Here is a 24,913-nt window from a genome sequence, read left to right on the forward strand (position 1 = left end):
TGGGGGGCGCGCCCCCCCCCCCCCCCCCCCCCCCCCCGCGGGCGGGGGGGGGGGGGGGGGCCCCCCCCCCGGGGGGGGCCCCCCCCCCCCCCCCGCTCCCGGTTCAGCTGATCGTCGCCAGCAGGTCCCGGCAGGCCCGCTCGCAGGCGCGGCAGGCGTCGGCGCAGATCCGGCAGTGCTCGTGCTTGTCGGCGTGCCCGGCACACTCGTCCCCGCACGACTTGCAGGCCGTGGCGCACGCCTCCAGCAGGGTACGGCTGATGTTCGCGTCGTAGCCGGTGTGGCGGGACAGCACCCGGGCCGTGGTCGCGCAGATGTCGGCGCAGTCCAGGTTCGTCCGGACGCACTTGGTCAGCTCGGCGACCATGTCCTCGCTCAGGCAGGCGTCCGCACACGCGGTGCAGGCCTGGGCGCAGTCGTTGAGGGCGTCGATCGCCGCCGCGAGCTTCGCGCGGTCCAGGTTGATCGACTTCGGGTACGTCTCCAGCATCGGCATCGTGGTGCTCGGCATCAGGAAGTCCTTCCTCTCCGTGTTCCCTCTGCCCTACCCGAAGAGTCCCAACACACACCGGGTGACACCGGAAGAAGCCTGCCTCCAGCCCACCGGCCGCGGTCAGTGCCTGGTTGTCCTGGCTGCCCGGTCGACCAGGGCCTGGGCCACGTCGCGGACCTTGCGGTTGGAGTCCTGCGACACCTTGGCCAGGACCGCGAACGCCTCGGCGGGGGTGCAGCGGCGCTGGGCCATGATGATGCCCTTGGCCTGCTCGATCACCGCCCGGCTGGCCATCGCCTCCTGCATCTGCCGGGCCAGGGCGGCGGTGCTGTCGTAGAGATGCGCGTTGGCCAGGGCCACGGCGGCGTACGCGGCGAAGGTCTGCAGGACCGCGACCGTGTCCTCGTCGAAGGCGTGCGGGGTGCGGGCGTAGACGTTGAGCGCTCCGACCACCGCCTCCTGGATGGGCAGACCGATCGAGACCGAGCTGGCCACCCCCACCTTCGCCCCGCGTTCGGCCCAGTCCGGCCACCGGTCCTCGGCGGTGAGATCGGGCACGGACATGACGTCGCCGCTGGCGGCGGCGTCCAGGCAAGGTCCGCGTCCCTGCGCGTACTGCCGCTCGTCCATGTCGCGGGCCACGTCGTCGGTGAACGCCGCGGTGTGTCCGATGCCGTCGCGGACCAGCGTGACCGACACCTCCACCGGTACGGGCAGGACGCGTCTGGTCAGTTCGGCGACGCGCTGCAGGACATCGTCGAGGTCGGCCTCACCGAGCTTGATGCGGCCGAGTTCGGCGAACGCGTCAGCGGGGTCCGTGGGCGGTCGGGTCATGGCACCAGGTCCTCATGACCGGCACGCCCGCAGAACCGGAAAGGGGTGAGCGTGCGGATGGCAGCCCGCGCGTCGCGGGCCGCTGCACGGACCCACCGTGGCGGAGCCGGGACCAACGCCGCTGCCCGACGCCGATTCGCCACACCCGATACGGCGGATGTGGGCTACAGGCACGCCACGATACCCTCCCGCCGACGGGCGCCTCCACGTCACCGGATCGACGCGGGCCCGGTGCTGCTGCGCTGGGCGGTGTTTCTTCCCCTCACTCGGCGACGACGAGCGCCTGGGGTGCGGCGGCCTTCATCCGCGTACGCAGCCACTTGAGCTGGATCGCCGTCTCCCCCTCGCAGCGCCGCACGACCGCGAGCAGGTCCTCGTCGCGGGCGCCGTAGGCGGCCTGGCCGACGACGGTCCAGGCGATGTCGCACTCGGCGGCCATCAGGTACAGGTCCTGCAGGTCACGCAGGAGGCCGATGCCGCCGGTGCGGGTGCCGGTGAACAGTTGCGAGTGCAGCCGGTCGGGTTCGACGGGGGCGTCCTCGGAGTAGCGGGCGGCGAACGGGTGCAGCTGTTCGGCGTGCGCGTCGCAGCGCCGCGCCTGCTGCTGGCAGAGGTGATGGATGTCGGGTTCCTCCGCGTGGGCGTCGGCGACCTGCCGGAACGCGTCAGCGAGGTTGACCTGCGCGCGGTGGAGGAGACCGAGGTAGTGGGCGAGGTGCACGGCTCACTCCTTTTCGCTGGTGGCCCGGGCGGCCGGTCCGCCGACGGTGGGCGGCACGCCGGCGTCCGGGGGCGGCGCACTGCCGCCGACCGTCGGCGCCGGAGCGGGTACGCCGCCGCTGTCGGCGAGTTTCGCCACCGCGACGGCGGCGACCTTGAAGAGGGGCTGCTTGGAGACCGGGTCCCACGCGGTGATGGTCAACTCGTTCGCCGCCCGGGGAGTGCGGTCGGCCGGATCCTGGTCGAAGTAGCCGTAGTGGAACGGCACGAAGACGACGCCCGGACGGATGCCGCTGATCCGCGCGCGGGCCTGGATTCCGCCGCGCGGGGACGAGACGCCGACCAGGTCGCCCTCGGCGATGCCGAGCCGGGCCGCGTCGTCCGCGTTGAGTTCCACCCACACGTCCGGCGCCGCCCGGTTCAGCTGGGGCGCGCGGCCGGTCTTGGTGCGGGTGTGGAACTGGTAGACGGTACGGCCGGTGGTGAGCAGCATCGGGTGGTCGTCGTCGGGTACCTCGGGTGAGGGCTGGTAGTCGACGGTGTGCAGGAACGCCCGCCCGCGCGGCTCCTTGGCGCGGTACTCCGGCTCGGTGAACTCCGCCCCGGTGGCCAGGTCGTGGCCGTACGTCTCGCAGTAGTCCGGGTCGGTGTTGAAGTGCCCGTCGGTGTAGAGGCGCTCGGTGCCGTCGGGGTGCTCGTCGGTGCAGGGCCACTGGATGCCGGAGCCGCCGCGCAGCCTGTCGTACGTGATGCCGGTGTAGTCGCACGGCCTGCCCCGCGAGCACTCCTTCCAGTCCTCGAACACCTCCTCCGGCCCGGTCCACGGGATCAGCGGGTCGCCGTCCCGGTCACGGAAGTCCATCCGGCGGGCGTAGTCGAGGAAGATGTCGAGGTCGGGCTTCGCCTCGCCGGGTGGGTCGACGGCCTTGTCGGAGATGTGCACCGTACGGTCGACGCTGGTGAACGTGCCCGTCTTCTCCCCCCAGGTCGCGGCGGGCAGCACCACGTCGGCCAACTCGGCGGTCTCGGTCAGGAACAGGTCCTGCACCACCACGAACAGCTCCGGCTTCGCCAGGATCCGCCGGATCCGGGACAGCTCCGGCAGGGACACCGCCGGGTTGGTGGCGGTGATCCAGAGCAGCTTGATCGAGCCCTGCTCGGCGTACCGGAAGATCTGCATGGCGTGCGTCGGCGGCGCCCAGTGCGGGATGGTGTCCACGTCGACGTTCCACAGCCGGGCCAGGTCTTCGATGTGGGCGGTGTTCTCCCAGTTGCGCAGGCCGGGCAGGTCGCCGTCGGCGCCGGTCTCCCGGGTGTTCTGCGCGGTGGGCTGGCCGTTCATCTGGTAGATCCCGGCACCGGGGCGGCCGATCATGCCCCGGACCAGGTGCAGGTTGTTGACGCCGCAGGCGGCGGCGGTGGCCTGGTTGGACTGGTAGAAGCCCTGCAGCACGGTCGACAGCAGCCGCTGCGAGGTGCCGAGCAGTTCGGCGGCGCGCTCCACGTCAGCCGCCGGCACGTCACAGATGTCGGCGACCCGGCGCGGCGGGTAGCCGTCGACGATCCGGCACAGCTCCTCGAAGCCCAGGGTGTGCGCGTCGACGTAGTCGCGGTCGTACCAGCCGCGCCGGATGATCTCGCGGAGCAGGCCGTTCATCAGGGCCATGTTGGTGCCGTTGCGGACGGCGAGGTGCAGGTCGGCCTCCCGGGCGACCGGGGTGGCCCGCGGGTCCACGGCGAGCATGGCCGGTGGGTTCGGGCCGCGCCGCCGGTCCAGCATCCGCATCCACAGCACCGTCTGCGTCTCCGCGACGTTGTGGCCCCACAGCGCGATCGCGTCGCAGTGGTCCACGTCGGTGTACGAGCCGGGCTGGCCGTCGGTGCCGAAGCTCGCCTTCATCGCCGCCGCCGCGGTGGCGGTGCAGAGGCGGGTGTTGCCGTCCATGTGCGGTGTGCCCAACCCGGCCTTGCCGATCACGCCGAGCGTGTAGTAATCCTCCAGGAACAGCTGGCCGGAGGTGTAGAAGCCGAAGTGCCCCCACCCGCCCGGCCCGTCGAGGAGTTCCTTCGACCGGGCCACGACACGGCCCATCGCGGTGTCCCAGTCCGTCTCGACCAGGCGGTCACCGTCCCGGACCAGCGGTCGGGTCAGCCGGTCCCGGCTGTGGTTGGCCTGCCAGCCGTACAGATCCTTCGGGTCGACACGACCGCGGTTGATCCGGTCCACCGCCCGGCCGCGTACCCCGACGATCCGCCCGTCGGCGACCGCGATGTCCAGCGCGTCGCCGTTGGAGTGCAGCACCGACGCCGACTGCACCCACCGGTCCACGTCGGCATCGGTACGTCCGTCGCCCAGGTAACGGTCCACCCGCACCGGCCACGGCTGCCCCGGCCCGTACGGGGTCCGCTCACCCCACGGGTCGGCGATCCGGTCAACCACGACGCGCTCCCTCCGACGACTGCTCAGGTGCCGCCCACAACGGCATCGGCCGGCCCGACACCCGCCCGTACAGCCAGTCGACGACCGTGACCAGCACGACCGCCCCGGCCGCGACGAGCAACTGGGTCGGTGTGGTCAGCAGGCCCAGGCTCACGATCAGCGTGGTCGCGCCCGCCGGCGGATGCGACGCCCGCAGCAGCGCCAGCACCAGCGCGGTCACCGCCAGTGACCCGGCCGCCACGACGATCCGCGGCACGTCCACCCCCTCCTGCAACACCGAGGGGTCGTCGGCCAGCCCGCAGGCCACCAGGAACCCGTAGCCGGCCAGCAGGGCCACGCCGTGCCCGATGAGCGTGTTCCGGGGCGACGACTCCGGCGAGTGGGGCTTCTCCACGTGCAGCATCACCGCGGGCCCCAGGCTGGGAAACAGCCACGGCTGGTGCGTGACGAGCGCGACCACCCCGGCGACCACCACCGCCAGCGCGCTGCCGGCGAAGGCGTGCGCCGACTGCCGAACCTGCCCCATGCCCGCCCCCTTGCCTCGCTCTCCACCCCCATCGGGTCGCTCAGTGGTAGTTCTCCCGGATCCCGACCGTCACACCTGTGAACCGTCACAGCGGGTCGTCGAAGCCCTCGGTGGCTCGCCCCTCCCAGGATGGGGCGGTACCCGGAGCCGGCACGCCGAACCGGACGGACAGAACCGGTTCGGGTTCCTCGGCTGACCGTGATCAGTCGAGTCTCGCCGTCTCAGGGCCGGGCGAGGGAGTCGCTCGGCGTGTCAGGAACCGCCTCGTGGGTACGGTGGTCGGTGGGTCAAGACACGCGCCCAGATCCGCCGGCCGCACCTCGCTGCCCCGGCCGGACCCCGATCGACCGATCCACCATCGGGAGGCGCGCATGTCCACCGTCAACCAGGCCACCCCGCACCCCGCGCGATCCGCCAAGCCGATCATGACACTGGCCCTGGACAGCGAAGGACCGGCGACCCTGATCACCGTGCGTGGCGAGGTCGACATGAGCAACGCCCATCTCGTCAACGAGCTCGCCGAACACGCGATCGCCCGACGTCCCGCACACCTCGTCCTGGACCTGTCCCGGGTGACCTTCTTCAGCGCCCACGGCGTCAGTGCCCTGCTCCGAACCCACGACGCCGCCACCCGCGCCAGAGTCCCGCTGACCCTGCACGATCCCGCTCCCTGCGTCACCCACCTGCTGACGGCAACCGGCACGACGATGAGCTGGGACGGCAGCACCGCCGCCTCGGCCCTGGGTCATCACGGGGTGGACCCGCTCGGCCGTCTCTCGCCGCGCCCACGCGTGCCGACGGCTGACGGTTACCCGTGGCAGGCAGGGCGGAGACCGACGCAGATGGCATGACCGTCGCGACAACGGTTGGTTGTTCCACTGATCGGGGTCTACGCTCGTACGTGGGTCAAGCCACGTGCCCTCACCTCCGGAACGAGAGGCTGGCACGTGATGCACCACCCATCAGCGACGGACAACCGCCGGCCACCTGGCGATGACGTCCATGTCCTCCGCCCCACCGGTGAGATCGACCTCGAGACGGCTCCCGTGTTGAGGGCGTCACTTACCGCCGCCGTCCAGCGTCATCATGAGGTCTGCTGCGACCTGAGCGGCGTCACCTTCTGCTGTGCTGCCGGGGTGAGCGTCCTGCTTCAGGCGGCTCACGCGGCGGCCCGCGCCGGACACCACCTCCACGTCTGCGGCGCCCACGGGGTGACCGCGCGGGTCCTGCACATCACCGGCGCCGACGACGTCCTGTACGGAAGCGCGTCCGCCATGAATCAGTCATGCTCCTGAAGCGGTCCGGGTGACTCAGCCCGCGGCGGCCTTGATCGACGGGCCGTGGTCCGCGTTCGCCTCGGTGGCGGCGCGGACGAACTCGCGTACTCGGTTGGTGGTGTTGGTCTGCAGCCAGACCAACCCCCGTTCGATCGGTGGCGCGTCGTGGATGGGGACGTAGCTGAGGTCGGGCCGCGGGTAGTAGCGGCGGCTGTGCTCGCCCACGGGGAGCACACCCTTGTTCATGGCGACGAGGGTGAGCATCTCGGAGAACGTGTTGCCGGTCGGGCCCTTGGGCACCGGCCGACCGGACGGTGTCCGCTCCGGGGTGCGGTCGCGTTTGAACGCCGCCGAGGTCACCGCCGGGTACTGGACGACGGGATGGTCGCCGAGCGCCTCCAGGGAGACCGAGACGGCGTCGGCCAGCGGATGCGCGGTCGAGACGGCCAGCACCCGGCTTTCCCAGAGCAGTGCCGGGCCGTTGGCCATCCCGTCGAACGGGTACGAGGCGAGCAGGATGTCGACCGAGCCGTCGGCCAGGCTGGACCGCGAGTTGTACAGCTGCACCTCGTGCACGCTGACCTCGCAGTCGGGGTGCCGGCGGGAGAACAGGCTGACGGCTTTGAGCAGCGTGGGCGCGGTCCACTCACCGAGGAACGCAACCCGCAGGTGCCCGGTGACGCCGCGGCCGGCGTCGACGGCCCGGCGTACGGCCTCGGCCATGCCGGCCACGACGGGTGCGAGATCGTCGGCGAGCCGGCGGCCGATCGGGGTGAGGCGCACGACGCGGCTGGTGCGCTCGAACAGGGCAGCGCCGATGCGGCGTTCCAGCTTCTTGATCACGTGACTTATCCGGCCGGTGGTGACGCCGAGCTTCTCCGCGGTGCGGCCGAAGTGCAGCTCATCGGCGAGGGTCAGGAAGGTCTCGATCTCGTACCGCTCCAGCATGACCCGTCCCGTTCGTTGACTCTGGATCAACGATCCTAGACCGGTCGTGGCTACTCGCGGGCTGGCTGGTTGACCTCGTATGCCTGCGAACCCCGCCGCTGACGATGAGGAAGCGGACGTGCCGTCACGTGTCGTTCGGATCTCGGTGCTATCCCCGCCGGCTCACGCCACCTCACCGACGCCCGGCGGACGGACCTCCCGGACGCCACAGCGCAAGAACGGTAGACGGGCCGACGACGGTGGCCAGCCGGTCACGTGTCCGGGAAGCTCACGACTGGTACGCGAGGTTGATCATCATGCCGGTCTCGGCGTGGTAGATGTTGTGGCAGTGGGTCATCCACTGTCCGGGGTTGTCGGCGTCGAGCTCGACGGTGACGCTCTGGTGCGGGGTGACGATGACGGTGTCCTTACGGGGGCCGCCGTCGCGGAGGGCGAAGGTGTGCCCGTGCACGTGCATGGGGTGGAACATCATCGTCTTGTTGACCATCCGCAGCCGTACCCGCTCGCCCTCCCGCACCAGGAGCGGCTCGGCGTCGATGAAGGTCTTGCCGTTGATGGTCCAGCGGTAGGGCATCATGCCGCCGCCGAGGACCAGCTCGTGGGTCCGGTCCGGTGCGCGCTGCGGCAGCCGTACGCTGCTGGCGGCCCGCAGCTGGTTGGTGAGGATGACGCGGCGGTCGAGTTCGGCCGGGCGTACCTGGGATGACGGTGGCCCGCCGCCTCCGGTCCGGACCACCGCGAGCGCCTGCCCCGTCTTGCCCTCGGCGACCGCGACCAGAGGGAACACCCCGTCGGCGACGACGACCTCGACGTCGACCCGCTCCCCCATGCCGACGACCAGTGCGTCGGTGACGTCCGGGACGACCGGGAACCCGTCGGTGTGGGTCACGGTGAGCCGGTGCCCGCCCAACGCCACCCGGAAAGCGGTGTCGGAGGCGGCGTTGACCAGCCGGATGCGTACCCGCTGGCGGGGCCGGGCGGTGAGCGTGACGGGGGCGGCCGGCACCCGACCGTTGATCAGGTAGTGCGGGTAGTCGACGTCGCCCGCGCCGCCGAGCAGCGGCGACATCATGGTCTCCATTCCGCCGTCGCCCATCGGCATCCCACTTCCGTGGTTCATGCCGGGCATGCCGTGCCCGCCGTGCATGCCGCCCATATCCCCGCCGAGGGAGGCCAGGACGTCGTCCGGGGTGCGCCCGGTGCCGTCGACCCAGTCGTCCAGGACGACGATCCACTCCTGGTCGTAGCGGCCCGCGTCGTTCGGGTCGTCCACGATCAGGACGCCGTGGAGCGCCCGGTCGAGTTGTACCCCGGAGTGCGGGTGGTAGAAGTAGGTTCCCGGGTCGGGCACGGTGAACTCGTACGTGAAACGCCCGCCCGCGGCGATCGGGTCCTGGGTGACCCCGGGAACGCCGTCCATGTCGTTGCGCAGCGCGATGCCGTGCCAGTGCACGCTGGTGTGCGCAGGCAGGTCGTTGACCACGTCGACGCGGAGCAGGTCACCGGCCTTCGCCCTGATCAGCGGGCCGGGGGCGGCCTCGGCGTACCCCCAGGTGTCGACCGTCACACCACCGAGATCCAGAGTGACCGGGCGGGGGGTGAGGGTGGCGCGGACGGTCGCGGCGCCGGGGCGGCGCCGGGCCAGTTCGGCGCGGCGGACGGCCTCGGCGTGGGGGTCGACCAGTTCCGGGGTGTTGCGGTCGGCGGCGACGGCGACGACCCCGGCGGTGCCGGCGAGACCGGCAGCCCCGGCGATCCCGGCGATCAGGTGGCGGCGGGTGAGCAGCGGTGACATGGAGACTCCTTCGGTGTCCGTCTCCAGCGTGATCAACCGCCGGCCCGGCGAGTAGGGGCCGGGCCCCTTCTTCAGAGAATCTTCATGGCCCCAGAAGGGGGCGTTCCGGCGGCTTCGAGCCATGGTTGGTAGGGACGAGAGGCAACCCTGAACCCGCACCGGGGACTCCCCACCGGGCAGGTCGATCGACGACGAGGAAGTGGACGTAGCCGATGAGCAGGACGTCGCAGCCGACGCGACCGCGCAGCAGGTCCGGGTCCGGGCGCAAGACGCAGGGCCGCGGTGCGCCGGCCGCACCGACGCGGAAGATCGTCATCGCGGCCCTGGCCGCGCTGGCCCTCATCGCCGCCGTGGTGGTGTTCGCCCTGCGCGGTCAGGGATCTCCGGACGACCACACCACGGCTGGCGCCGGGCACGAGGGATTCGGGCACGTCCACGGGATCGCGGTCGACCCGGACAGCGGCGCCCTGCACGTCGCCACGCACGTCGGACTGTTCCGCGTCGACGACCCGCACACCGCCGTACGCGTCTCGAAGGACGACCTGGACCTGATGGGCTTTACCGTGGTCGGCCCCGGGCATTTCCTGGCCTCCGGCCATTCCGAGCACGGCCCGGCCAACGTGGGCCTGATCGAGTCCACCGACGGTGGGGCGACCTGGCGGGAGAAGTCGCTCTCCGGTGCGGCGGACTTCCACGGACTCCAGGTCGCCCACGGCTCGGTCTACGGCTACAACTCGACCGACGGCGCGTTCATGGTCAGCGCCGACCAGCGGACCTGGGAGCGACGTTCCCGGACGGCGATCGGCGGGTTCGCGGTCAGCCCGACCGACGGCGAGACCATCCTCGCCGTCGGACGCGACGGCCTGCAGCGCTCCACCGACGGCGGCCGCAGCTGGCAGCCGGTGCCCGGCGCCCCCGCCGTCGGCCTGCTGACCTGGGACCGCACCGGCGTGTGGGCGGTCGCCGGGGACGGAGCGGTCTGGTCGTCGACCGACGGCGGGCAGCAGTGGCAGCGGCGCGCGGCGGTACCGGGTCAGCCGTACAGCATCGCCGTGCAGGAGGGCACCCTCTTCGCGGCGCTCGCCGGTGACCGGGTCGTCGCCAGCACCGACGGCGGTGCCACCTGGACCGACCGGTATGCGCCGGAGTGAGGAGCGCGTCCGGTAGGAATCAGGACATGAGTGGACGGGTGCTGGTCGTCGACGACGAACGGAGCCTCGCCAAGGTCGTCGCGAGCTACCTCGAGCGCGACGGCTACCAGGTGCGCTGCGTCTTCGACGGCCCGGCGGCGCTGGAGGCCGCTCGGGAGGACGAGCCCGACGTCGTCGTACTGGACCTGATGCTGCCCGGCCTCGACGGCGTGGAGGTGTGCCGGCGGCTGCGGACGTTCAGCGACTGCTACGTCATCATGTTGACCGCCCGCACCGAGGAGGTCGACAAGCTGACCGGACTCGGAGTCGGGGCGGACGACTACCTCACGAAGCCGTTCAGCCCCCGGGAACTCGTCGCCCGCGTCGCAGCGATGCAGCGTCGCCCGCGGGAGCGGCGCGCCCGGCCGGAGACCCTGCCGCGCCGGTTCGGTCCGCTGGAAGTCGACGTACCCGCCCGGGAGGCTCGCCTGGACGGGGCGGCCGTGCCGCTCACCCGCACCGAGTTCGATCTACTGGCGGTTCTTTCCGCCCGGCCGAACGTCGCGCTGAGCCGCGCCCAGCTGATCACCGCGGTGTGGGGGGACGGGTGGGTGGGCGACGAGCACCTGGTCGACGTGCACATCGGGCATCTGCGCCGCAAGCTCGACGACGACCCCGCCCGCCCCCGGTTCATCCGCACGGTGCGGGGCATCGGCTACCGGATGGGACCGCAGTCGTGAACCTCCGGCGCGTCAACCTCGCGGTGCGGCTCTTCGCCGCGCAGGTGCTCGTGCTCGCCGTGGGCGGGCTGACCCTGGCGCTGGTCGCCGTCGCGGTGGGTCCCCGGATCTTCCACGAACACCTCGGGCGGGTCGGCGGGGAGGTCAGCGCCGAGGCGCGCTGGCACGTCGAGCAGGCGTACGCCTCGGCGAACGCGCTCGCGCTCGGTGTCGGCCTGCTCGCCGCGCTGGTCGCGGCGCTGGCGGCCAGCGCGTACGCGACACGGCGAATCGCCAGCCCGGTCACTCACTTCGCGCTCGCGTCGGCCAGCCTCGCCGACGGGCACTACGACGTCCGCATGGCCGACCCCGGCCTCGGGAACGAGCTCAGGACCCTCACCGACTCCTTCAACACCCTGGCCGGACGCCTGGAGACCGTCGAGGCGACCCGGCGACGGCTGCTCGCCGACCTCGGCCACGAACTGCGTACCCCGCTCGCCACCATCGAGGCCTACCTGGAGGCCGCTGAGGACAGCGTCGCCGTCGATGACGAGGACCTCCAGTCGGTGCTGCGGACGCAGACCGCGCGGCTGCACCGCCTCGCCGACGACATCGCCGCGGTCTCCCGCGCCCAGATGCATCAGCTCGACCTGCACCGGGTACGGACGCCGCCGGCGGACCTGGTCCGGGATGCCGTGGCCGCGGCGCGGCCCCGCTACGCCGGCAAGGGTGTGATGCTGCGAAGCGACGTCCGCCCGTCGTCACACGTCGACGTCGACCCGCAGCGGATGGGGCAGGTGCTCGGCAACCTGCTGGACAACGCGCTACGGCACACGCCCGAGGGCGGAACCGTCACGGTACGCGTTACGGGCGGTGCCAGAAACGTGGAGCTGGCGGTGGTCGACACCGGTCCCGGTATCCCGGCGGAGCACCTGCCGCACGTCTTCGAACGCTTCTACCGGGTCGACACCGCCCGGGACCGGGACAACGGCGGGTCCGGGATCGGGCTCGCCATCGTGCGAGCCGTGGTCAGCGCCCACGGCGGACGGGTACGGGCGGAGAACGCCCCGGGCGGTGGCGCGATGTTCAGGGTGGTGCTGCCACCGGCAGGACAGGCGCAGGTATGACCAGACGAAGCGGCCCCTGGCGAACTGCGCCCGGGGCCGCTTCGGTGGTGCCCGGTCGGGTCAGGCGGAGTAACCGCGCGAGGCGGCCCAGTTCGCCAGCTCCTCGACGTCCATCCAGTAGGTGCCGTCACCCACCGGCTGCCACGGGTCGGCGATCTTCACCTTCTCGCCGGCACCCTCGTAGGCGACCACGGTCAGGTAGTGACCCGGGAACGACCGCTCGACACCGTCGAGGTCGGTGCCGGCGCCGATGACGTTGACCACCGCGACCCGCTCGTCGTCGACGGCGGCCTTCAGGTCGGCCTTCATCCGCTCCACCTGATCCGGCGTGACCGACTCGGTCGGCAGTTCACCGGTCTGGTAGACCTCGGCCCCGAGTTCCTCGTTCAGCACACGGGTGATGTCGAAGGCCGACGGAGTGCCGGCCTCGGTGGTGCCCAGCTTCTCCGCCAGCTCGTCCTGGCTCGGGACCTCACCCTGCGCGCTCAGCGCGATCCGCGTCGACGCCGGCCCGCAGTAGTAGAAGTTCGGCTGAGCCTCGAACGCGTAGTCGCCCACGCGCTTGTCCGCGCCGTCCCTAACCTTGTCGGCCTGCGCAGCGCTCACCGGCGCGCTCGCCTGCGGCGCCGCTTCGGCCGCGACGGCCGGGCCGGCGACGAGACCACCGGCGAACGCCAGACCGGCGACACCGAGAGCACTCTTGCGAACAATCCCGGTGGTCAGATTCTCAGGAAGCCAACGAGTGAACGTAGTCATGGGAATTTGCCTCTCATCCGGGGGTGAGCGGCACGCGACATACAAGAGGGCGCACCACTGATGCGATTTCAACCGGGGAGAACCCCTGCCAGAAAACCGCGGGAGTCGCACTCACCGAGGTACTGGAGATGTAACGACGTCGGGAGGACCCGCATTCCGCCGGCCGCCTGTCCATGGGGCGAGCACGGGAGCCCCGTCAGGTCCCCGTTTCAACCTCCCCGGTCAACGGGACATTCCGGCCGGGCTGTTCTGACTTATCGGACGATGTTCCCCGAAGACGCCACCGGGGCGGCTTTCGCCCAGTCCGCCTGCCCCTCCCCCGCGCCTTTTCGTGACGGTCGGGCGGCAGGCGCGAAATTCTCGTAACGTCGCGAGTGTGACGGACAAGCCGCGAGGTCATGGAGGCGTCCGATGATGTGGGACGGCACGATGGCGGGCTGGATGATCATCTGGCCCATCCTGATCCTGGCCGGCCTGGTGGCACTCGTCGTGCTCGCCGTACGAGCGTTCTCGCGCTGGCCGGGAGGACACACCGGTGAACCGGCCTCCGCCCGCCGGATCCTCGATGAACGCTACGCGCGCGGCGACATCAACGACGAGGAGTACCGCCAACGCCGGCAGTCGCTGGAGTAGGCGCAGACCGTCGGCAGAGAAATCGAGGACGACATGCCCTGGAACGACGGTCACATGGGCGGCTGGGGATACGCCACGATGATTGTCGGCATGCTCCTCTTCTGGGGGCTGCTGATCGCCGGCATCGTTTTTCTCGTCCGCTACGCCGTTTCAGGTCGGCACGGCGGCGCCGAGGGAAGCGTCGCGAGCCCGGAGCGGATCCTCGCCGAGCGGTTCGCTCGGGGTGAGATCGACAAGAGCGAGTACGAGAGCCGACTGGCCGTCATCCGGGGTGGTGCAGCGAGATGAGCTGAGCACCATCAGGACCGCGGATTTCGGCTGTGCGGTGCCGGCTTCAAGGGGACCGTGATCGTCTGCCCACTGCTGACGGTCGTCAGGGGGTGACCCGCGACGCGTACGGTGACCGGTAGGACGTTGCAGGGTGACGCGGCCAGCGTGAGGTCGTGCTGGGTGACGGTGAGATGCAGTTGGTGGCCGCGGTAGGTGAGCAGCGTGTGAAGGCTGACCATCTCCTGCGGCAGCCGCGGGTTGAGCCACAGGGCGTCCTGGCGGGTCTCCAGGCCGAGGTAGCCGCGTTCCGCCAGGTCCAGGGTGCCGGCCATGGCGCCCAGGTGGATGCCCTCGCGCGTGGTGCCGCCCTGGGTGTCGCTGATGTCGGCGGACAGCGCCTCGGTGAAGAACCGCCAGGAGGCGGCGCGGTCGGTGCGCGCCTGCACCCAGGCGTACACGACGCGGCAGAGGGTGGATCCGTGGCTGATTCGCTCGACGTAGTACTCCACCGTGCGGCGCAGTGCCTGCCGCGGCCACCGGTAGCCGAGACCGGCGAGCAGCTCGCGCAACTCTTCGGCGGATAGCAGGTGGAGCAGCATGAGCACGTCGGCCTGCTTGCCGATCTGGTAACGGTTGGGTGAGTCGCCCTCGACGGCGAGGATGAGATCGAGGCGACCGATGTTGCCGTAACGGGCGGTGTAGCCGGGAAGGTCGAACTCGCGTAGGTCGGCGTACCCCTCGAACTGGCTGATGATCTGCTGGCCGTGGAACGGCACGTACATGCGGGTGGTGACGTCCCGCCAGCGGGCCAGTTCCTCCACCCCGACGCGGAGCGCCTCGGCCAGATTGCCGCCGTCGTGACAGCCGAGCAGGTCGACCACCTCCAGGACACGGTGCAGCAGCCACACGGTCATCACGTTGGTGTAGGCGTTGTTGGCGAGCCCCGGCGTGTCGGTGTCGGGGTAGCCGTCGTGGAACTCGTCCGGGCCCATCACCCCGGTGATCTCGTACCGTCCGGTGGCGGGATTCTCCTGGGCCAGGTCGGCGAAGAAGCGGGCGATCTCCACCATCAGTTCCGCACCGTACGAACGCAGGAAGTCCAGATCACCGGTGGCCTGGTAGTACTGCCACACGGAGTAGGCGATCGCCAGGCCGATGTGCCGCTGAAGCGCCGAATGGTCCGGCATCCACCGGTTGTTGCGCGTGTTGAACAGCTCCGTCGGGGTCTCGTCCCGGCCGTCGCTGCCCGACTGCCACGGGAACATCGCACCCGTGCGTCCCACTGCCGCCGCGGCGAGCCGGGCAGCGTCCAGCCGTCGCCACCGGTAGAGCAGCAGGGCGCGGCTGACCTCGGGCAGGTGCAGCACGAGCACGCGATGCACGAACACCTCGTCCCAGAAGACGTGACCCCGGTAGCCCTCCCCGTGCAGGCCCCGCGCCCCGACGCCCGCGTCCAGATCGGCCAGGTTCGGCGAGGTGGCGGTGAGCAGGTGATAGGTGTGCAGGTTCAGCGCAAACGCCGGCGTGCCACCGTTGGTACGCAGTTCGACGTGGCTGCGTTCCCACAGCCGCCGCCAGGCGTGCACATGGGCGGTGAGGAGACAGTCGAACGAGCCCGCCCCTGCCACCGCCTGCCGGGCGGCCGTGGCCGGTTCGGTTATCGCCCGATCCCGTGAGGTGTAGCAGGCCACCGTCTTTTCCACCCGCACCGGCTGGCCCTCTCGGACGGGAACCGCGTAGGTCTCCGCGGGTCGCCCGGTGGTCATGTCGACCTGGCGTTGCGCGGCGACCTGCGCGTCGGGCACCAGCACCCGGGTACGCACGGCCAACGCGACGTCGATCCTGGACTGGTTCGTCCGGACACGCAACCACAGCCCGACCGGGTCGTCGTGTCCCTGCCCCTCGGGGTGCAGGTGCTGGCCGGCCAGGGGCGCGTACTCGGCGACCTGACGGTTGGCGACGTGTCCGTCGATGGCCGAACACACGTGCAGCGTGCCTGACCAGTTCTCCGGGACGAAGGTCGCGTGCACGGCGGCGAGGTGCGGCGCGGCCATCGACACCAGGATCGTCGACACGACGGTCGTCGCCCGGCCGTCGCCGTCGACGTACCGGTAGCGGCGGTGGAGAACGCCGGCGCGAAGGTCCAGGGTCTGCCGGTACTCGCTGATCCCCGGCCCGTCGGGGTCCACCGACCGGTCCTGGTCGGCGCCCCATCGCAGCACCAGCCAGTTGGGCAGGTTGACCAGGCTCTCGTCCTCGTGGAAGTGGCCGTGGACGCGGGTGCGCAGCCGGTTGAACACGCCGGCGGCGTAGGTGCCCGGATAGTGGACCGGCCCGGCATCGGTCTCCGGGGCGGCTCCACGGGTGGCCAGGTAGCCGTTACCGATCGTGGACAGCGTTTCCCGGATCCCCTCGCCGTCCGGATCCACACCGGCGTAGTCCAGCAGCCAACCGGCGTTTCCCACGCTCGCCTCGGTCGTCTGACGGGTCTGCCACCACCGGTGCCGCGCCGCGTCCTCGTCGACGCCAACGGCATCCAGGCCCGTGAGTACCCAGTCCGCGCCGTGCCGGCGCAGCTCGGCCGCGACCCCGCCGTCGCGGTCGAGGCCGACGACAAGTCCGAACCCCGCTTTACAGGCGGCCAGCACACCCGCCGTCGTGGCGTTGACGACCGCGGCCCGCGCGGGATGCACCGTCAGTGTCCCGGCTGCGAGCAGAAGTGTGGCCGGCTCTGGGCAGGCGGCCCCCGTCTGTTCCTTGTCGTCAGCGTCGACGACAGCGGTGAACAGTCCCTCAAGCCCGCCAGCCCTCAGTGCCTCCCGGCAGCGTCGGTGCGGAACCACCAAGGCCGTGGACAACCCGAGCTCACGAAGGCACTCGACCAACTCGACCGTGTCCGGGAAGGCCACCGCGTCCGCAGCCCCGTCCCGCAGCACCACGTCAAGGTCAAACAGCACCGCGTCGAGCCGTTCGAGCGGCAGACGAACCATCGCCGGCGGGACCTGCCAGGGCTCGCCGCCGCTGCTCACGTACAACGCTCGAGGGGCGCAACCGAACATCCGGTGCGCGTACCCCGAAACCGGGCACCGATGCGCAGGTCAAGGCCACCAAGCGCGAGAAGAACTCGTCACCCGGGGCGGCACCCACATCGCACCCACGTGACACCCCCGTCCACACCGGCCGGACAACATAAAAGGCTTGACCCGCGTTGCCGCGGGTCAAGCCTTTTATGGTCTTGTCGCCCGAAGGGACTCGAACCCCTAACCTTCTGATCCGTAGATTCCCAAGAGCAGGCCGCCACCGTTCGGCAACGTTCGACTCGCCCTGGTCCTTGCGACGTCCGCAACTCGATCGGTTCGGTCTCGTCCGGCTCAGTTCGCCCCGGTGGCTCCCACGTCTGGCTCCCAACCTGTCCCCTGGAGGACCCTGGTCGCCGCTGGCCTGGCACGGAACGCGGCCCAGAGGGAGCGCTCCGCGCCAGGCCCGGCGTGGGTCGTCAGGCGTCGGTTCAGAGGGCCTGCTCGGTGAAGAGGCGCTGCACGTCCGCCTCGCTCAGCACGCCCTGGTACACGCCGAGGTCATCGACCTGTCCGTACAGCCATCCGTCCGGTCCTGCGGGTGTGGTCGACCGGCCGACCAGGAGGGCACCCGGCGCCTGTCGGGGCTGCCAGGCGGCGTTCAGTCCGACCACCCCAGCCGCCGTCCCGTCCACGTAGAGCCGCGCCTGCCGGTGCGTGGCGTCGAGCACCGCCACGAGGTGATGCCACTGGTCGACGGCAGTCGCCGATACGGTCGCGTAGGTAGTGGCGGCGTCGTCAGCCCCGGCAGCCACTGCGAACACCCACTGGCCACCGTTGTTCGGCTCGTAGGCAACGCGGAAGGCGCTACGGTCCACATCGTCCTGCGACAGGACCGTCTGCGCCCCCTGAGCCGGGTCCAGACGCACCCAGGTCGAGACCGTGAACGACTGATCGGTGCGGAGCACGGGCCCGTCCTGCCACACCGGGTTCTGCGGCTCGCCCAGGTTGGCCTGGGTGCGGGCGTACTCCCGGGTCGCCTCGCCGTAGTGCGGGTCAGACGGATCGTCGATCCAGTGGGTGCCGTCGAGCGCCAGGACGCTGCTGCCCTGGTCGTCGGACGCGATGAAAGCGCCCTGGGTGAGGGCGAGCTGGCGTCCGAAGGCGGTGAAGTCAGGTGCAGAGCAGAGGGTCGGGTCGAGGTCCTCCTCGTAGCACGGGATCGCCGCCTCGAAGTTCCATCCCCCGACCTGCCATGGCTGCAGCAGACCCGGCTCGTTGAACCCTCCGGAATCGGGATCGGAGGCGAGCCAGCCGGTGAAGTCCTTGCCGACCAGCACCCGGTCGTACGCCCGGACGTTGGCCAGGTTGCCATGCCACCAGGTAGTGTCGCCGCGGCCCAGCCGGACCTCGCCGGACGGGTCGTCGACTGCGGTCACGTTGCCCACCGTCGCCTCCGCCACTCCGTCCACCCACAGGGTGAGCGTCCGTGCGGTGGCATCGTGCACGACCGCCAGGTGCGTCCAGAGCCCGATCTGGGGCGCCGAGGTCGACCGAGCGATGGACACCTTGCCGCCCTTGCCGGTCTTCGACGGCATCTGGACCTGCCACCGGTTGCTGGTCTTGTCGTAGCCGACCGAGAGGGTGGCCTGGCCGGCGCTGGCCTTGCTGGCGAAGACCCGGCTGACGGACGTGTCGGTGAGCCGCACCCAGGCAGCGAGAGAGAAGGTCCCGGCGGTGTTCAGGGCCGAGGGTGACGCCGACAGGGACGACGAGGTGCCGTCGAAGGCCACCGTCTGGCCACCGACAAACCGGGCGTCGTCCTGCCAGGAGATGCCCGAGCCGGTCAGCGGGGTGTCGCCGCCGAGCGCCGGCTGCCCGTCGGCGAGTCCCTGCGCCTGGGTTATCCCCGGATATGCCTCCAACCCCCACATCGCCGTCGCCGGGGACGGCCGGTCGAGGGTGGTGGCGCGGGGCTTTGCGTCCGCCGTGGTGGCTGCGGCAAGGGGTAGCAGCGCGGCGGTGAAGGCCACGGCCAGGCGCAGCGCGGCCTTGCGGGCAGGGCCCTGGGCAGGGCAGAAGGAGGAGCTGTGGGTAGTCATCGAACCTTCCCCGTGAAGATCGTTGGAGGGGACCGGCTAGGAATGACGATCATCTAGCCGAGTCGCCGGGACAGTGTCACAGGACGGCCGGCGGACCGCTACCCGCTATTCGGTCCACCTGCATTGATGGCCGTACACCGGCCTCACCAACAGCGGGGATCTAGCCGTGACCCTCCCGGGTGGGCATCGAAAGCGGGCTAGGCGGATCTCCTCGTCGGGCAGTCGTAGACCTTCCGGCCTCCCCGGACGGGGACAAGGTGGAGCGCCTCACCAGCCGAACGACCTTGGCCCCGTCCGGGGAGGCCGGTAGCCCTTGTGGTGTCCGGCGAGGGGATGTCTACGGGCACCTGATGGAAGGCGACCGCCGTTCTGCTGCGGCGGCCATGTCCCGTGCGCTGTTCGGGCAGTGAGGAACTCGGTGGCTCCCAGCTTGGCTCCCACCGCCGCTCAAGGCTGATTCTGGCGGACACGAAAAAGCCCCCAACCCCGCCGTTTCGGCTGGTCGAGGGCTTATCCCTGCTATGTGCGCCCGAAGGGACTCGAACCCCTAACCTTCTGATCCGTAGTCAGATGCTCTATCCATTGAGCTACGGGCGCTCGGTGCTCAGCCAGTCTACACACCCGGCTTTCGCGCGGAGACTCCGGGATTCGAACCCGGGAGGGGCTTTAAGACCCCAACCGCATTAGCAGTGCGGCGCCATAGACCAGACTAGGCGAAGTCTCCTCGGTGGCCCGCAGACCACCGCGCCCGAGGATACAGGTCCCCACCCACCGGGAGCAAAACGACTTCCCGCCTCCGCTGGACCGGAGTGCGGGCGCCTCGTGGCGACCGCTGTGCTGGAACGTGATCGCCGCTAGGCTCCGTCGATATGCAGGAGCAGCCGCCCAGCGAGCCCACCCGCCGAGAGCCTGCTGCGGGAGGGCGGCGACGCTCCCCCAAGGCGACCTTCACCCCACCACCGGCACCGCCCGAGCCGCCCGGCGAACCGGACACCGGGACACGACCGACCCGGCGAGTGAAGCCCGCACCGGTCGTCCTCTTCCAGCCACCGGAGGTGGACGAGGTGCTCCCGCGCCAGAAGGCGCGTCCGGTCCCCGCGGAGTCTCCCGCTCCCGCCGCCGAACCGGAGGCACCGGCCGCCGCTCGTGGAACCGCCGATGTCGCCGGTGATCTGCCGCACACCCCAGCCGCGACCCCCGCCGAACCGCCCGAGGCGGCGCTACCGGAGGAGGCCACCGAGGCTGCGACGACCACGCGGGCGGGAGCGAAGAGGGCGGCACCCCCGAAGAAGGCGGCGCCCGCGAAAAGGGCGACGCCCACGCGGCAGGCGGCCCCGGCGAAGAAGACGAGCCCGGTCGCATCCGCCCCCAACACCACCGAGGACGGGACGACCTCCGGGGAGGACACCAGCCCCACCGGGCCGGCTCCCGCCTCCGGCAGGGGCACGCGACCACGGAAGGCGGCCGCACGCGCGAAGACCGCCGCACCGAGGAAGGCGACGCCGGCCAGCGGACCCGCCACGCCCGCGGAGCCACCGACGGAAAGGACCGCCGCCGGGATCGCCCGTGCGACGGAGGCGCCGGACCTCACGCCCGGACCGGACGTCGAGCCGGCGTCGGGGCGAACGCCCGGGTCGGAGCTGGGGCGGGTCGGCCGGAAGGTGCTCGACCACCCGGGGTTCGCCCCGGAGCTGCTGGCCCTGGCCGCCGTCGAGGCGGTCGGGCCGCAGGCGCGGGAGTGGGCGGCTCGGCTGCGGTCGGCGTACCCGGATGCGGGCGACGACGGCCTGGCCCGCCTCGCCACCCGGCGGTTCGTCCGGCAGGCCGGGGCGGGCGGCGCGGTCGCGGCCGTGGCCGGCCTGCTGGCGCCGGTGGCCGAACTGGCGGCGGTGCTGTGGACCCAGGCCAACCTGGTGCTGCACGTGGCGGCGGCGTACGGCCGGGACCCCGGTCATCCGGACCGGGCGGTGGAGCTGCTGGTGCTGACCCAGGTCCACCCGGACGCGCTCAGCGCGCGGGCGGCCCTGGCCGCCGCTCGCGACCTGGACGCGCCGGGTGCGGAGCCGTGGGCCCGGGTGGCGGAGGCGGCCTGGCGGCTGGCGACGCCCCTCGCCGCGCAGGCCGGTGGCTGGCTGGCGCTGCGGGTGGCGTCCCGACTGCTGCCGGGTGCGGCGTTGGTGGCGGCGGCGACCGGCGACGCGGCGGCGGCGGAGCGCCTGGCGGCGCGCGCCGTCGCGGCCTACCGACCGGCCCGCGCCCGCTGACCCGCCCCGGCCGGAACGGCGGTCAGAGCCAGTCGAACCACTCGCGGGGCAGCAGGGCGTACCCGACGAAGGCCGCGACGTCGAGCAGCGTGTGCGCGACGACCAGGGGCATCACCCGCTTCGTGCGCAGGTAGAAGAAGGTGAACACGACGCCCATCACGACGTTGCCGACGAAGGCGCCGAAGCCCTGGTAGAGGTGGTAGGACCCGCGCAGCAGCGCGCTCGCGGCGATGATCGCGCCGAGCCGCCACTGGAGCTGCCGCAGCCGGGTGACCAGGTATCCGACCACGATCACCTCCTCCAGCACCGAGTTCTGCACGGCGGCGAGGATCAGCACCGGGACGGTCCACCACAGGTCGGGTAGCGCCGCCGGCACCAGGCTGGCGTTGACCCCGAGCTGGGCGGCCACCCAGAACAGCGCGAGGCCGGGCAGGCCGATCAGCGCGGCGAGGCCGGCGCCCCGGGCCAGGTCCTGGCCGGGCCGCCGGGCATCCAGGCCGAGGGTCCGCGCCGGGTCGCCGGGGTCCCGCGCCAGCAGGTGTACGGCGAGCAGCACCGGCAGCAGCACGAAGACGATGCCGAGCAGTTGGTACGTGAGATCCAGGTACGGCCGGACGGACCGGGAGGTGTTCAGCGCGGCGGTCTGCGCGGACAGCGGCCCCTCGGCGGTGAGCTTGGCGACGATCGAGACCAGCGCGTAGACGGCCGACTGCCCCAGGGAGAGGCCGAGCACCAGCAGCGTCTCGGTGCCCAGGGTGCGGCGGGCCACCGGGCGGTCCAGCTGAACGGTCACCGCACCACTGTGCCCGACGGGGGTGGCCGGCGGCACCGCCGATGACCCTCGTGAGCCGATCGCACATTCTGTGCGACCGGTCGACACGCTCCGTGGACATTCTATGGATGCCCGATCCGCCCTCAGGAGAAGGAGCGTCCGTGGACGACGTCGCGCGGTTGCTGAAGGAGAGCTGGACCCTGGTCGAGGAGGACCGGGAACAGCTGACCGGTCACTTCTACGCCCGGCTGTTCCTGCTCGACCCCGACCTGCGCAAGCTCTTCCCGGTGCAGATGACCGGGCAGGGCGACCGCCTGCTGGAAGCGATCATCACCGCCGTCCACACGGTGGAAGACCCGGAGAGCTTCGACGAGTTCCTCCGCGCGCTCGGCCGGGACCACCGCAAGTACCACGTGGACGCCGCGCACTACGCGACCATGGGCGTCGCGCTGCTGGACGCGCTGCGCAGCACCGCCGGTGACGGCTGGAACCTGGAGTACGACCAGGCGTGGCGGGACGCGTACGCGGCCATCTCGGAGAAGATGCTGGCCGGGGCGGCGGCCGACGACAACCCGCCGTTCTGGCACGCGGAGGTGCTGACCCACGAGCGGCACGGCCCGGACACGGCGGTGCTGACCGTACGCGCCCTCCAGCATCCGCTGGCGTGGAAGGCGGGCCAGTACGTCAGCGTCGAGGTCCCCCGGCACCACCCGCGGGTGTGGCGGACCTACTCGGTGGCGAACGCCCCGAACGAGGACAACGTGCTGGAGTTCCACATCCGTACGCCGGCCGGCGCGGGGTGGGTCTCGGGTGCGCTGGTGCGCCGGGTGAGGCCGGGCGAGCTGTTGCGGCTGGCGGCGCCGATGGGGTCGATGACCCTCGACCGCGCCTCCGAGCGGGACATCCTGCTGGTGGCCGGCGGCGTGGGGCTGGCACCGGTGAAGGCCATGGTCGAGGAGTTGGCGGGCTACAACCGGACCCGGTGGGTGCACGTGTTCTACGGCGCCCGCACCGAGGCGGACCTGTACGGCCTGGACGGGCTTCGGACGCTGGTCGCCGCGTACCCGTGGCTGTCGGTCACACCGGCGTGCAGCGACGACCCGGACTTCGACGGCGAGCTGGGCGACATCTCCGACGTGGTGGCGCGGTACGGGCCGTGGACCACGCACGACTGCTACGTCTCCGGCTCGGCCCGGATGGTCCGGGCCACCCTCCGGGTGCTCGCCGAGGACGACGTCCCGCCCGGTCGGACGCGGTACGACACCTTCGGCGAACTGTAGAGACCTTCCTCCCCCCGGTCCGGGGTTGCGTGCCCCTGCCCCCTGGGGCACGCAACCCCGGTCCCCCCGAACGGGCGGACCGGCACCGCCCGCACGGAGCCGGGAGCGTCAGTAGCGCCAGGGGTGGCCGGTGTCGCGGTACTCCTCGACCGGCACCAGGGGCACGCCGGGGGCCATCCGGTCGACGTAGAGCCGCCCCTCCAGGTGGTCGATCTCGTGCGCGACGAGCCGGGCCATGCCGTACTCGAACGACGTGATGATCCGCCCGCCGTCGTACCGGGCGTGCTCGACGTCGATGCGCAGTGGCCGGGGCACCAGGCCCCGGTGGTCGAAGAACGAGAGGCAGCCCTCGTACTGCTCGTCGACGTCGGAGGCGGCGTCGACGATCCGGGGGTTGAGCAGGACGACCGGCTCGGCGCACCGGTCGGGGGGCCGGACCAGGGCGGCGGTCCTGCCGGTGCCGAGTTGCGGGGCGGCGATGCCCACCCCCTTGCTGAACGGGTGCAGCTCGTCGAGGCGCAGCAGGGCGGCGGTGAGCCGGTCCACGACGTCCCGGGCGACCTGCTCCTCCTGCGGCAGGTCGAACGGCCGGGAGGGCTGGCGCAGCAGGTCGTCGCCGCGCTGGAGGACGCCGAGGCCACGCATGCGGTCGCTGGGCCGGACCCGGCCGGTCTCCTCCGGCTCGCTCTCCGGACGGCCCCGGAACCGCCACTGCATCCGGTACCGCGCGTTCAGCGGCGGGTCGTCGGTCGCCCAGTCGAAGATCACCCGGTCGCCCTCGGTCCGCCGGGCGACCGGCGTCCGCAGGGGGCCCTCCTCCGCCGAGAGCGAGGTCTCCGCGCCCCAGACCTGCGGGTCGAGCGACGCCGGCAGGTCCAGGCGTACGGCGAGGTGCCGCGTCGGTACGCGGACCGCCCGCTGGAACCAGGGGCCCCACTTGTCCTGCCCGACGGTGTACGCGTACTCGATGGTGGCGCGGTCGCCGGGGTAGAGCGCGAAGCGGCGGTCGGCGTTCTCGAAGAGCAGCCAGATCTCCTTGAACGCGTCGCGGTCGTGCTTGGCCCGCCAGTGCATGGGGTCCCGCTCGTCGCCGTCCATGCGGTACGCCTGCAGTTGCAGCTCGGCGAAGGTGAGCGGGTGCTCCCGATGGTGCCGGTTGGAGCGGCCCGGGTCGTTGGGGTAGCGGTCGACGGCGACACGCACCAGGTAGCGGGTGACGGGTTCGGTGCCGGCGTTGTACAGCTCCCGGCGGATCACGCAGCGGTAGGAGTCGTCGGTGTGGGTGAGGTCGGCGTGTTCCCGTTCCACGATGAGGCCGGTGCCCGGTGGCATCCACTGTCCGGGGGCGGGCAGGTCGCGGTGGGCCTTCTCGGTCCGGGTGTGCCGCAGCTCGTCGTACTCCCGGAAGCGCTGCCAGATCGCGCCGCTGGCCTCCAGGACGGCCTCGGCGCGGCGGGCGAAGTCCTCGGTGGGGCGGTGCCGGCGCCCCTCGACGTGGCTGACGTACGACGGGTCGAAGCCCATCAGGCTGGCCAGTTGTTTCTTGGACAGTCCTCGTCCGGTCCGGTAACGGGCGAGTTCGGCCGCGAAGGAGTCGGCGGCCCGATCGAGCGGTGAGGTCGTCATCGGCTTCCTCGTGGCCGGGAGTATCAGTTTCACGTTCCGTCGCCGCTCGTGTACGGATCTGGCACGTTGTCGACACGAATCTTGACAAGACAACGAAATCCATCGATACTGCACCGGCCATACGCGGCCGTCCGCCGTTTCCGGGTCCCCCTCGCGGGTAGTACGCCGACGCACCGGGCGGATG

Annotated in this window: 21 protein-coding genes and 2 tRNA genes; 9 read left to right on the forward strand and 14 right to left on the reverse strand. The window is 71.5% G+C overall.

Features of this window, described 5'->3' with window-relative positions; genetic code table 11:
- Positions 1-103: 103 nt before the first annotated feature.
- The 5 genes from ACIBR0_RS05555 to ACIBR0_RS05575 all read right to left on the reverse strand — a co-directional run bounded on the left by ACIBR0_RS05555 (position 104) and on the right by ACIBR0_RS05575 (position 5,013).
- Positions 104-511, reverse strand: a complete 408-nt coding sequence (locus ACIBR0_RS05555) for a four-helix bundle copper-binding protein (RefSeq protein WP_396712848.1) — start codon at positions 509-511, stop codon at positions 104-106.
- A gap of 102 nt (positions 512-613) precedes the next feature.
- Positions 614-1,327, reverse strand: coding sequence for a GAF and ANTAR domain-containing protein (locus ACIBR0_RS05560; protein WP_396712849.1), 714 nt, complete (start codon positions 1,325-1,327; stop codon positions 614-616).
- Between the two features lie 262 nt (positions 1,328-1,589).
- Entirely contained in the window at positions 1,590-2,048 is a 459-nt protein-coding gene (locus ACIBR0_RS05565; protein WP_396712850.1) for a hypothetical protein, read from the reverse strand.
- Positions 2,049-2,051: 3 nt separating this feature from the next.
- A complete protein-coding gene (locus ACIBR0_RS05570; protein WP_396712851.1) occupies positions 2,052-4,487 on the reverse strand; it encodes a molybdopterin oxidoreductase family protein in 2,436 nt (811 codons plus the stop codon).
- Positions 4,480-5,013, reverse strand: coding sequence for an HPP family protein (locus ACIBR0_RS05575; protein WP_396712852.1), 534 nt, complete (start codon positions 5,011-5,013; stop codon positions 4,480-4,482). Before ACIBR0_RS05575 ends, ACIBR0_RS05570 begins: the two co-directional genes overlap by 8 nt.
- Positions 5,014-5,384: 371 nt before the next feature.
- Here ACIBR0_RS05575 and ACIBR0_RS05580 point away from each other — a divergent pair, with 371 nt between their 5' ends.
- Together ACIBR0_RS05580 and ACIBR0_RS05585 are read left to right on the forward strand one after the other, a co-directional pair.
- Positions 5,385-5,864: an STAS domain-containing protein gene (locus ACIBR0_RS05580; RefSeq protein WP_396712853.1), complete on the forward strand. Its 480-nt coding sequence runs from the start codon at positions 5,385-5,387 to the stop codon at positions 5,862-5,864.
- A 99-nt stretch (positions 5,865-5,963) separates the two neighbouring features.
- Positions 5,964-6,308: an STAS domain-containing protein gene (locus tag ACIBR0_RS05585; protein ID WP_396712854.1), complete on the forward strand. Its 345-nt coding sequence runs from the start codon at positions 5,964-5,966 to the stop codon at positions 6,306-6,308.
- A 15-nt stretch (positions 6,309-6,323) separates the two neighbouring features.
- Here the strand turns inward: ACIBR0_RS05585 and ACIBR0_RS05590 are convergent, their stop codons facing one another.
- Both ACIBR0_RS05590 and ACIBR0_RS05595 read right to left on the reverse strand, forming a co-directional pair.
- Positions 6,324-7,238, reverse strand: coding sequence for a LysR family transcriptional regulator (locus ACIBR0_RS05590; protein WP_396712855.1), 915 nt, complete (start codon positions 7,236-7,238; stop codon positions 6,324-6,326).
- 268 nt (positions 7,239-7,506) lie between these two features.
- Positions 7,507-9,033 carry a multicopper oxidase family protein gene (locus ACIBR0_RS05595; protein ID WP_396712856.1) on the reverse strand — a complete coding sequence of 509 codons (1,527 nt, stop codon included), beginning with the start codon at positions 9,031-9,033 and terminating at the stop codon, positions 7,507-7,509.
- A gap of 212 nt (positions 9,034-9,245) precedes the next feature.
- On the opposite strand from ACIBR0_RS05595, the gene ACIBR0_RS05600 reads away from it, so the two are divergent.
- Genes ACIBR0_RS05600 through ACIBR0_RS05610 form a run of 3 tightly spaced genes read left to right on the forward strand, consistent with a single transcriptional unit; the run spans position 9,246 to position 12,009 of the window.
- A complete protein-coding gene (locus tag ACIBR0_RS05600) occupies positions 9,246-10,184 on the forward strand; it encodes a F510_1955 family glycosylhydrolase (protein ID WP_396712857.1) in 939 nt (312 codons plus the stop codon).
- Positions 10,185-10,210: 26 nt separating this feature from the next.
- Positions 10,211-10,903, forward strand: a complete 693-nt coding sequence (locus ACIBR0_RS05605; protein ID WP_396712858.1) for a response regulator — start codon at positions 10,211-10,213, stop codon at positions 10,901-10,903.
- The gene (locus ACIBR0_RS05610) at positions 10,900-12,009 is read left to right on the forward strand and encodes a sensor histidine kinase (protein ID WP_396712859.1); all 1,110 of its coding nucleotides are present in this window, start codon (positions 10,900-10,902) and stop codon (positions 12,007-12,009) included. The genes ACIBR0_RS05605 and ACIBR0_RS05610 overlap by 4 nt, the downstream gene beginning before the upstream one ends.
- A gap of 60 nt (positions 12,010-12,069) precedes the next feature.
- Here the strand turns inward: ACIBR0_RS05610 and ACIBR0_RS05615 are convergent, their stop codons facing one another.
- Positions 12,070-12,615 (reverse strand): C39 family peptidase, encoded by a 546-nt coding sequence (locus ACIBR0_RS05615; protein WP_396712860.1) that lies wholly within the window; start codon positions 12,613-12,615, stop codon positions 12,070-12,072.
- A 561-nt stretch (positions 12,616-13,176) separates the two neighbouring features.
- Between ACIBR0_RS05615 and ACIBR0_RS05620 the strand changes: the two genes are divergently transcribed.
- Both ACIBR0_RS05620 and ACIBR0_RS05625 read left to right on the forward strand, forming a co-directional pair.
- Entirely contained in the window at positions 13,177-13,398 is a 222-nt protein-coding gene (locus tag ACIBR0_RS05620; RefSeq protein WP_396712861.1) for an SHOCT domain-containing protein, read from the forward strand.
- 33 nt (positions 13,399-13,431) lie between these two features.
- On the forward strand, positions 13,432-13,686 hold the full coding sequence (locus ACIBR0_RS05625) for an SHOCT domain-containing protein (protein ID WP_396712862.1): 255 nt from the start codon (positions 13,432-13,434) through the stop codon (positions 13,684-13,686).
- 11 nt (positions 13,687-13,697) lie between these two features.
- Here the strand turns inward: ACIBR0_RS05625 and ACIBR0_RS05630 are convergent, their stop codons facing one another.
- From ACIBR0_RS05630 to ACIBR0_RS05645, 4 genes are all read right to left on the reverse strand, one after another.
- Complete coding sequence (locus tag ACIBR0_RS05630) at positions 13,698-16,697, reverse strand: glycosyl hydrolase family 65 protein (RefSeq protein ID WP_396712863.1); 3,000 nt, start codon at positions 16,695-16,697, stop codon at positions 13,698-13,700.
- A 479-nt stretch (positions 16,698-17,176) separates the two neighbouring features.
- Complete coding sequence (locus tag ACIBR0_RS05635; protein ID WP_396712864.1) at positions 17,177-18,787, reverse strand: LamG domain-containing protein; 1,611 nt, start codon at positions 18,785-18,787, stop codon at positions 17,177-17,179.
- A gap of 524 nt (positions 18,788-19,311) precedes the next feature.
- Positions 19,312-19,384, reverse strand: a tRNA-Arg gene (locus ACIBR0_RS05640).
- Positions 19,385-19,420: 36 nt separating this feature from the next.
- Positions 19,421-19,511: transfer RNA gene (locus ACIBR0_RS05645), tRNA-Ser, on the reverse strand.
- 292 nt (positions 19,512-19,803) lie between these two features.
- On the opposite strand from ACIBR0_RS05645, the gene ACIBR0_RS05650 reads away from it, so the two are divergent.
- A complete protein-coding gene (locus ACIBR0_RS05650; RefSeq protein WP_396712865.1) occupies positions 19,804-21,051 on the forward strand; it encodes a hypothetical protein in 1,248 nt (415 codons plus the stop codon).
- Positions 21,052-21,073: 22 nt separating this feature from the next.
- Here ACIBR0_RS05650 and ACIBR0_RS05655 read toward each other — a convergent pair whose 3' ends face one another.
- Positions 21,074-21,844, reverse strand: a complete 771-nt coding sequence (locus ACIBR0_RS05655) for a CPBP family intramembrane glutamic endopeptidase (RefSeq protein WP_396712866.1) — start codon at positions 21,842-21,844, stop codon at positions 21,074-21,076.
- A gap of 140 nt (positions 21,845-21,984) precedes the next feature.
- On the opposite strand from ACIBR0_RS05655, the gene ACIBR0_RS05660 reads away from it, so the two are divergent.
- Positions 21,985-23,103: a globin domain-containing protein gene (locus ACIBR0_RS05660; RefSeq protein ID WP_396712867.1), complete on the forward strand. Its 1,119-nt coding sequence runs from the start codon at positions 21,985-21,987 to the stop codon at positions 23,101-23,103.
- Positions 23,104-23,211: 108 nt separating this feature from the next.
- On the opposite strand, the gene ACIBR0_RS05665 is transcribed toward ACIBR0_RS05660, so the two are convergent.
- Positions 23,212-24,729, reverse strand: a complete 1,518-nt coding sequence (locus ACIBR0_RS05665; protein ID WP_396712868.1) for a peptide deformylase — start codon at positions 24,727-24,729, stop codon at positions 23,212-23,214.
- Positions 24,730-24,913: the final 184 nt, after the last annotated feature.

Source organism: Micromonospora sp. NPDC049497 (assembly GCF_044465805.1).
In the GTDB taxonomy this organism is placed as follows: Bacteria; Actinomycetota; Actinomycetes; order Mycobacteriales; family Micromonosporaceae; genus Micromonospora.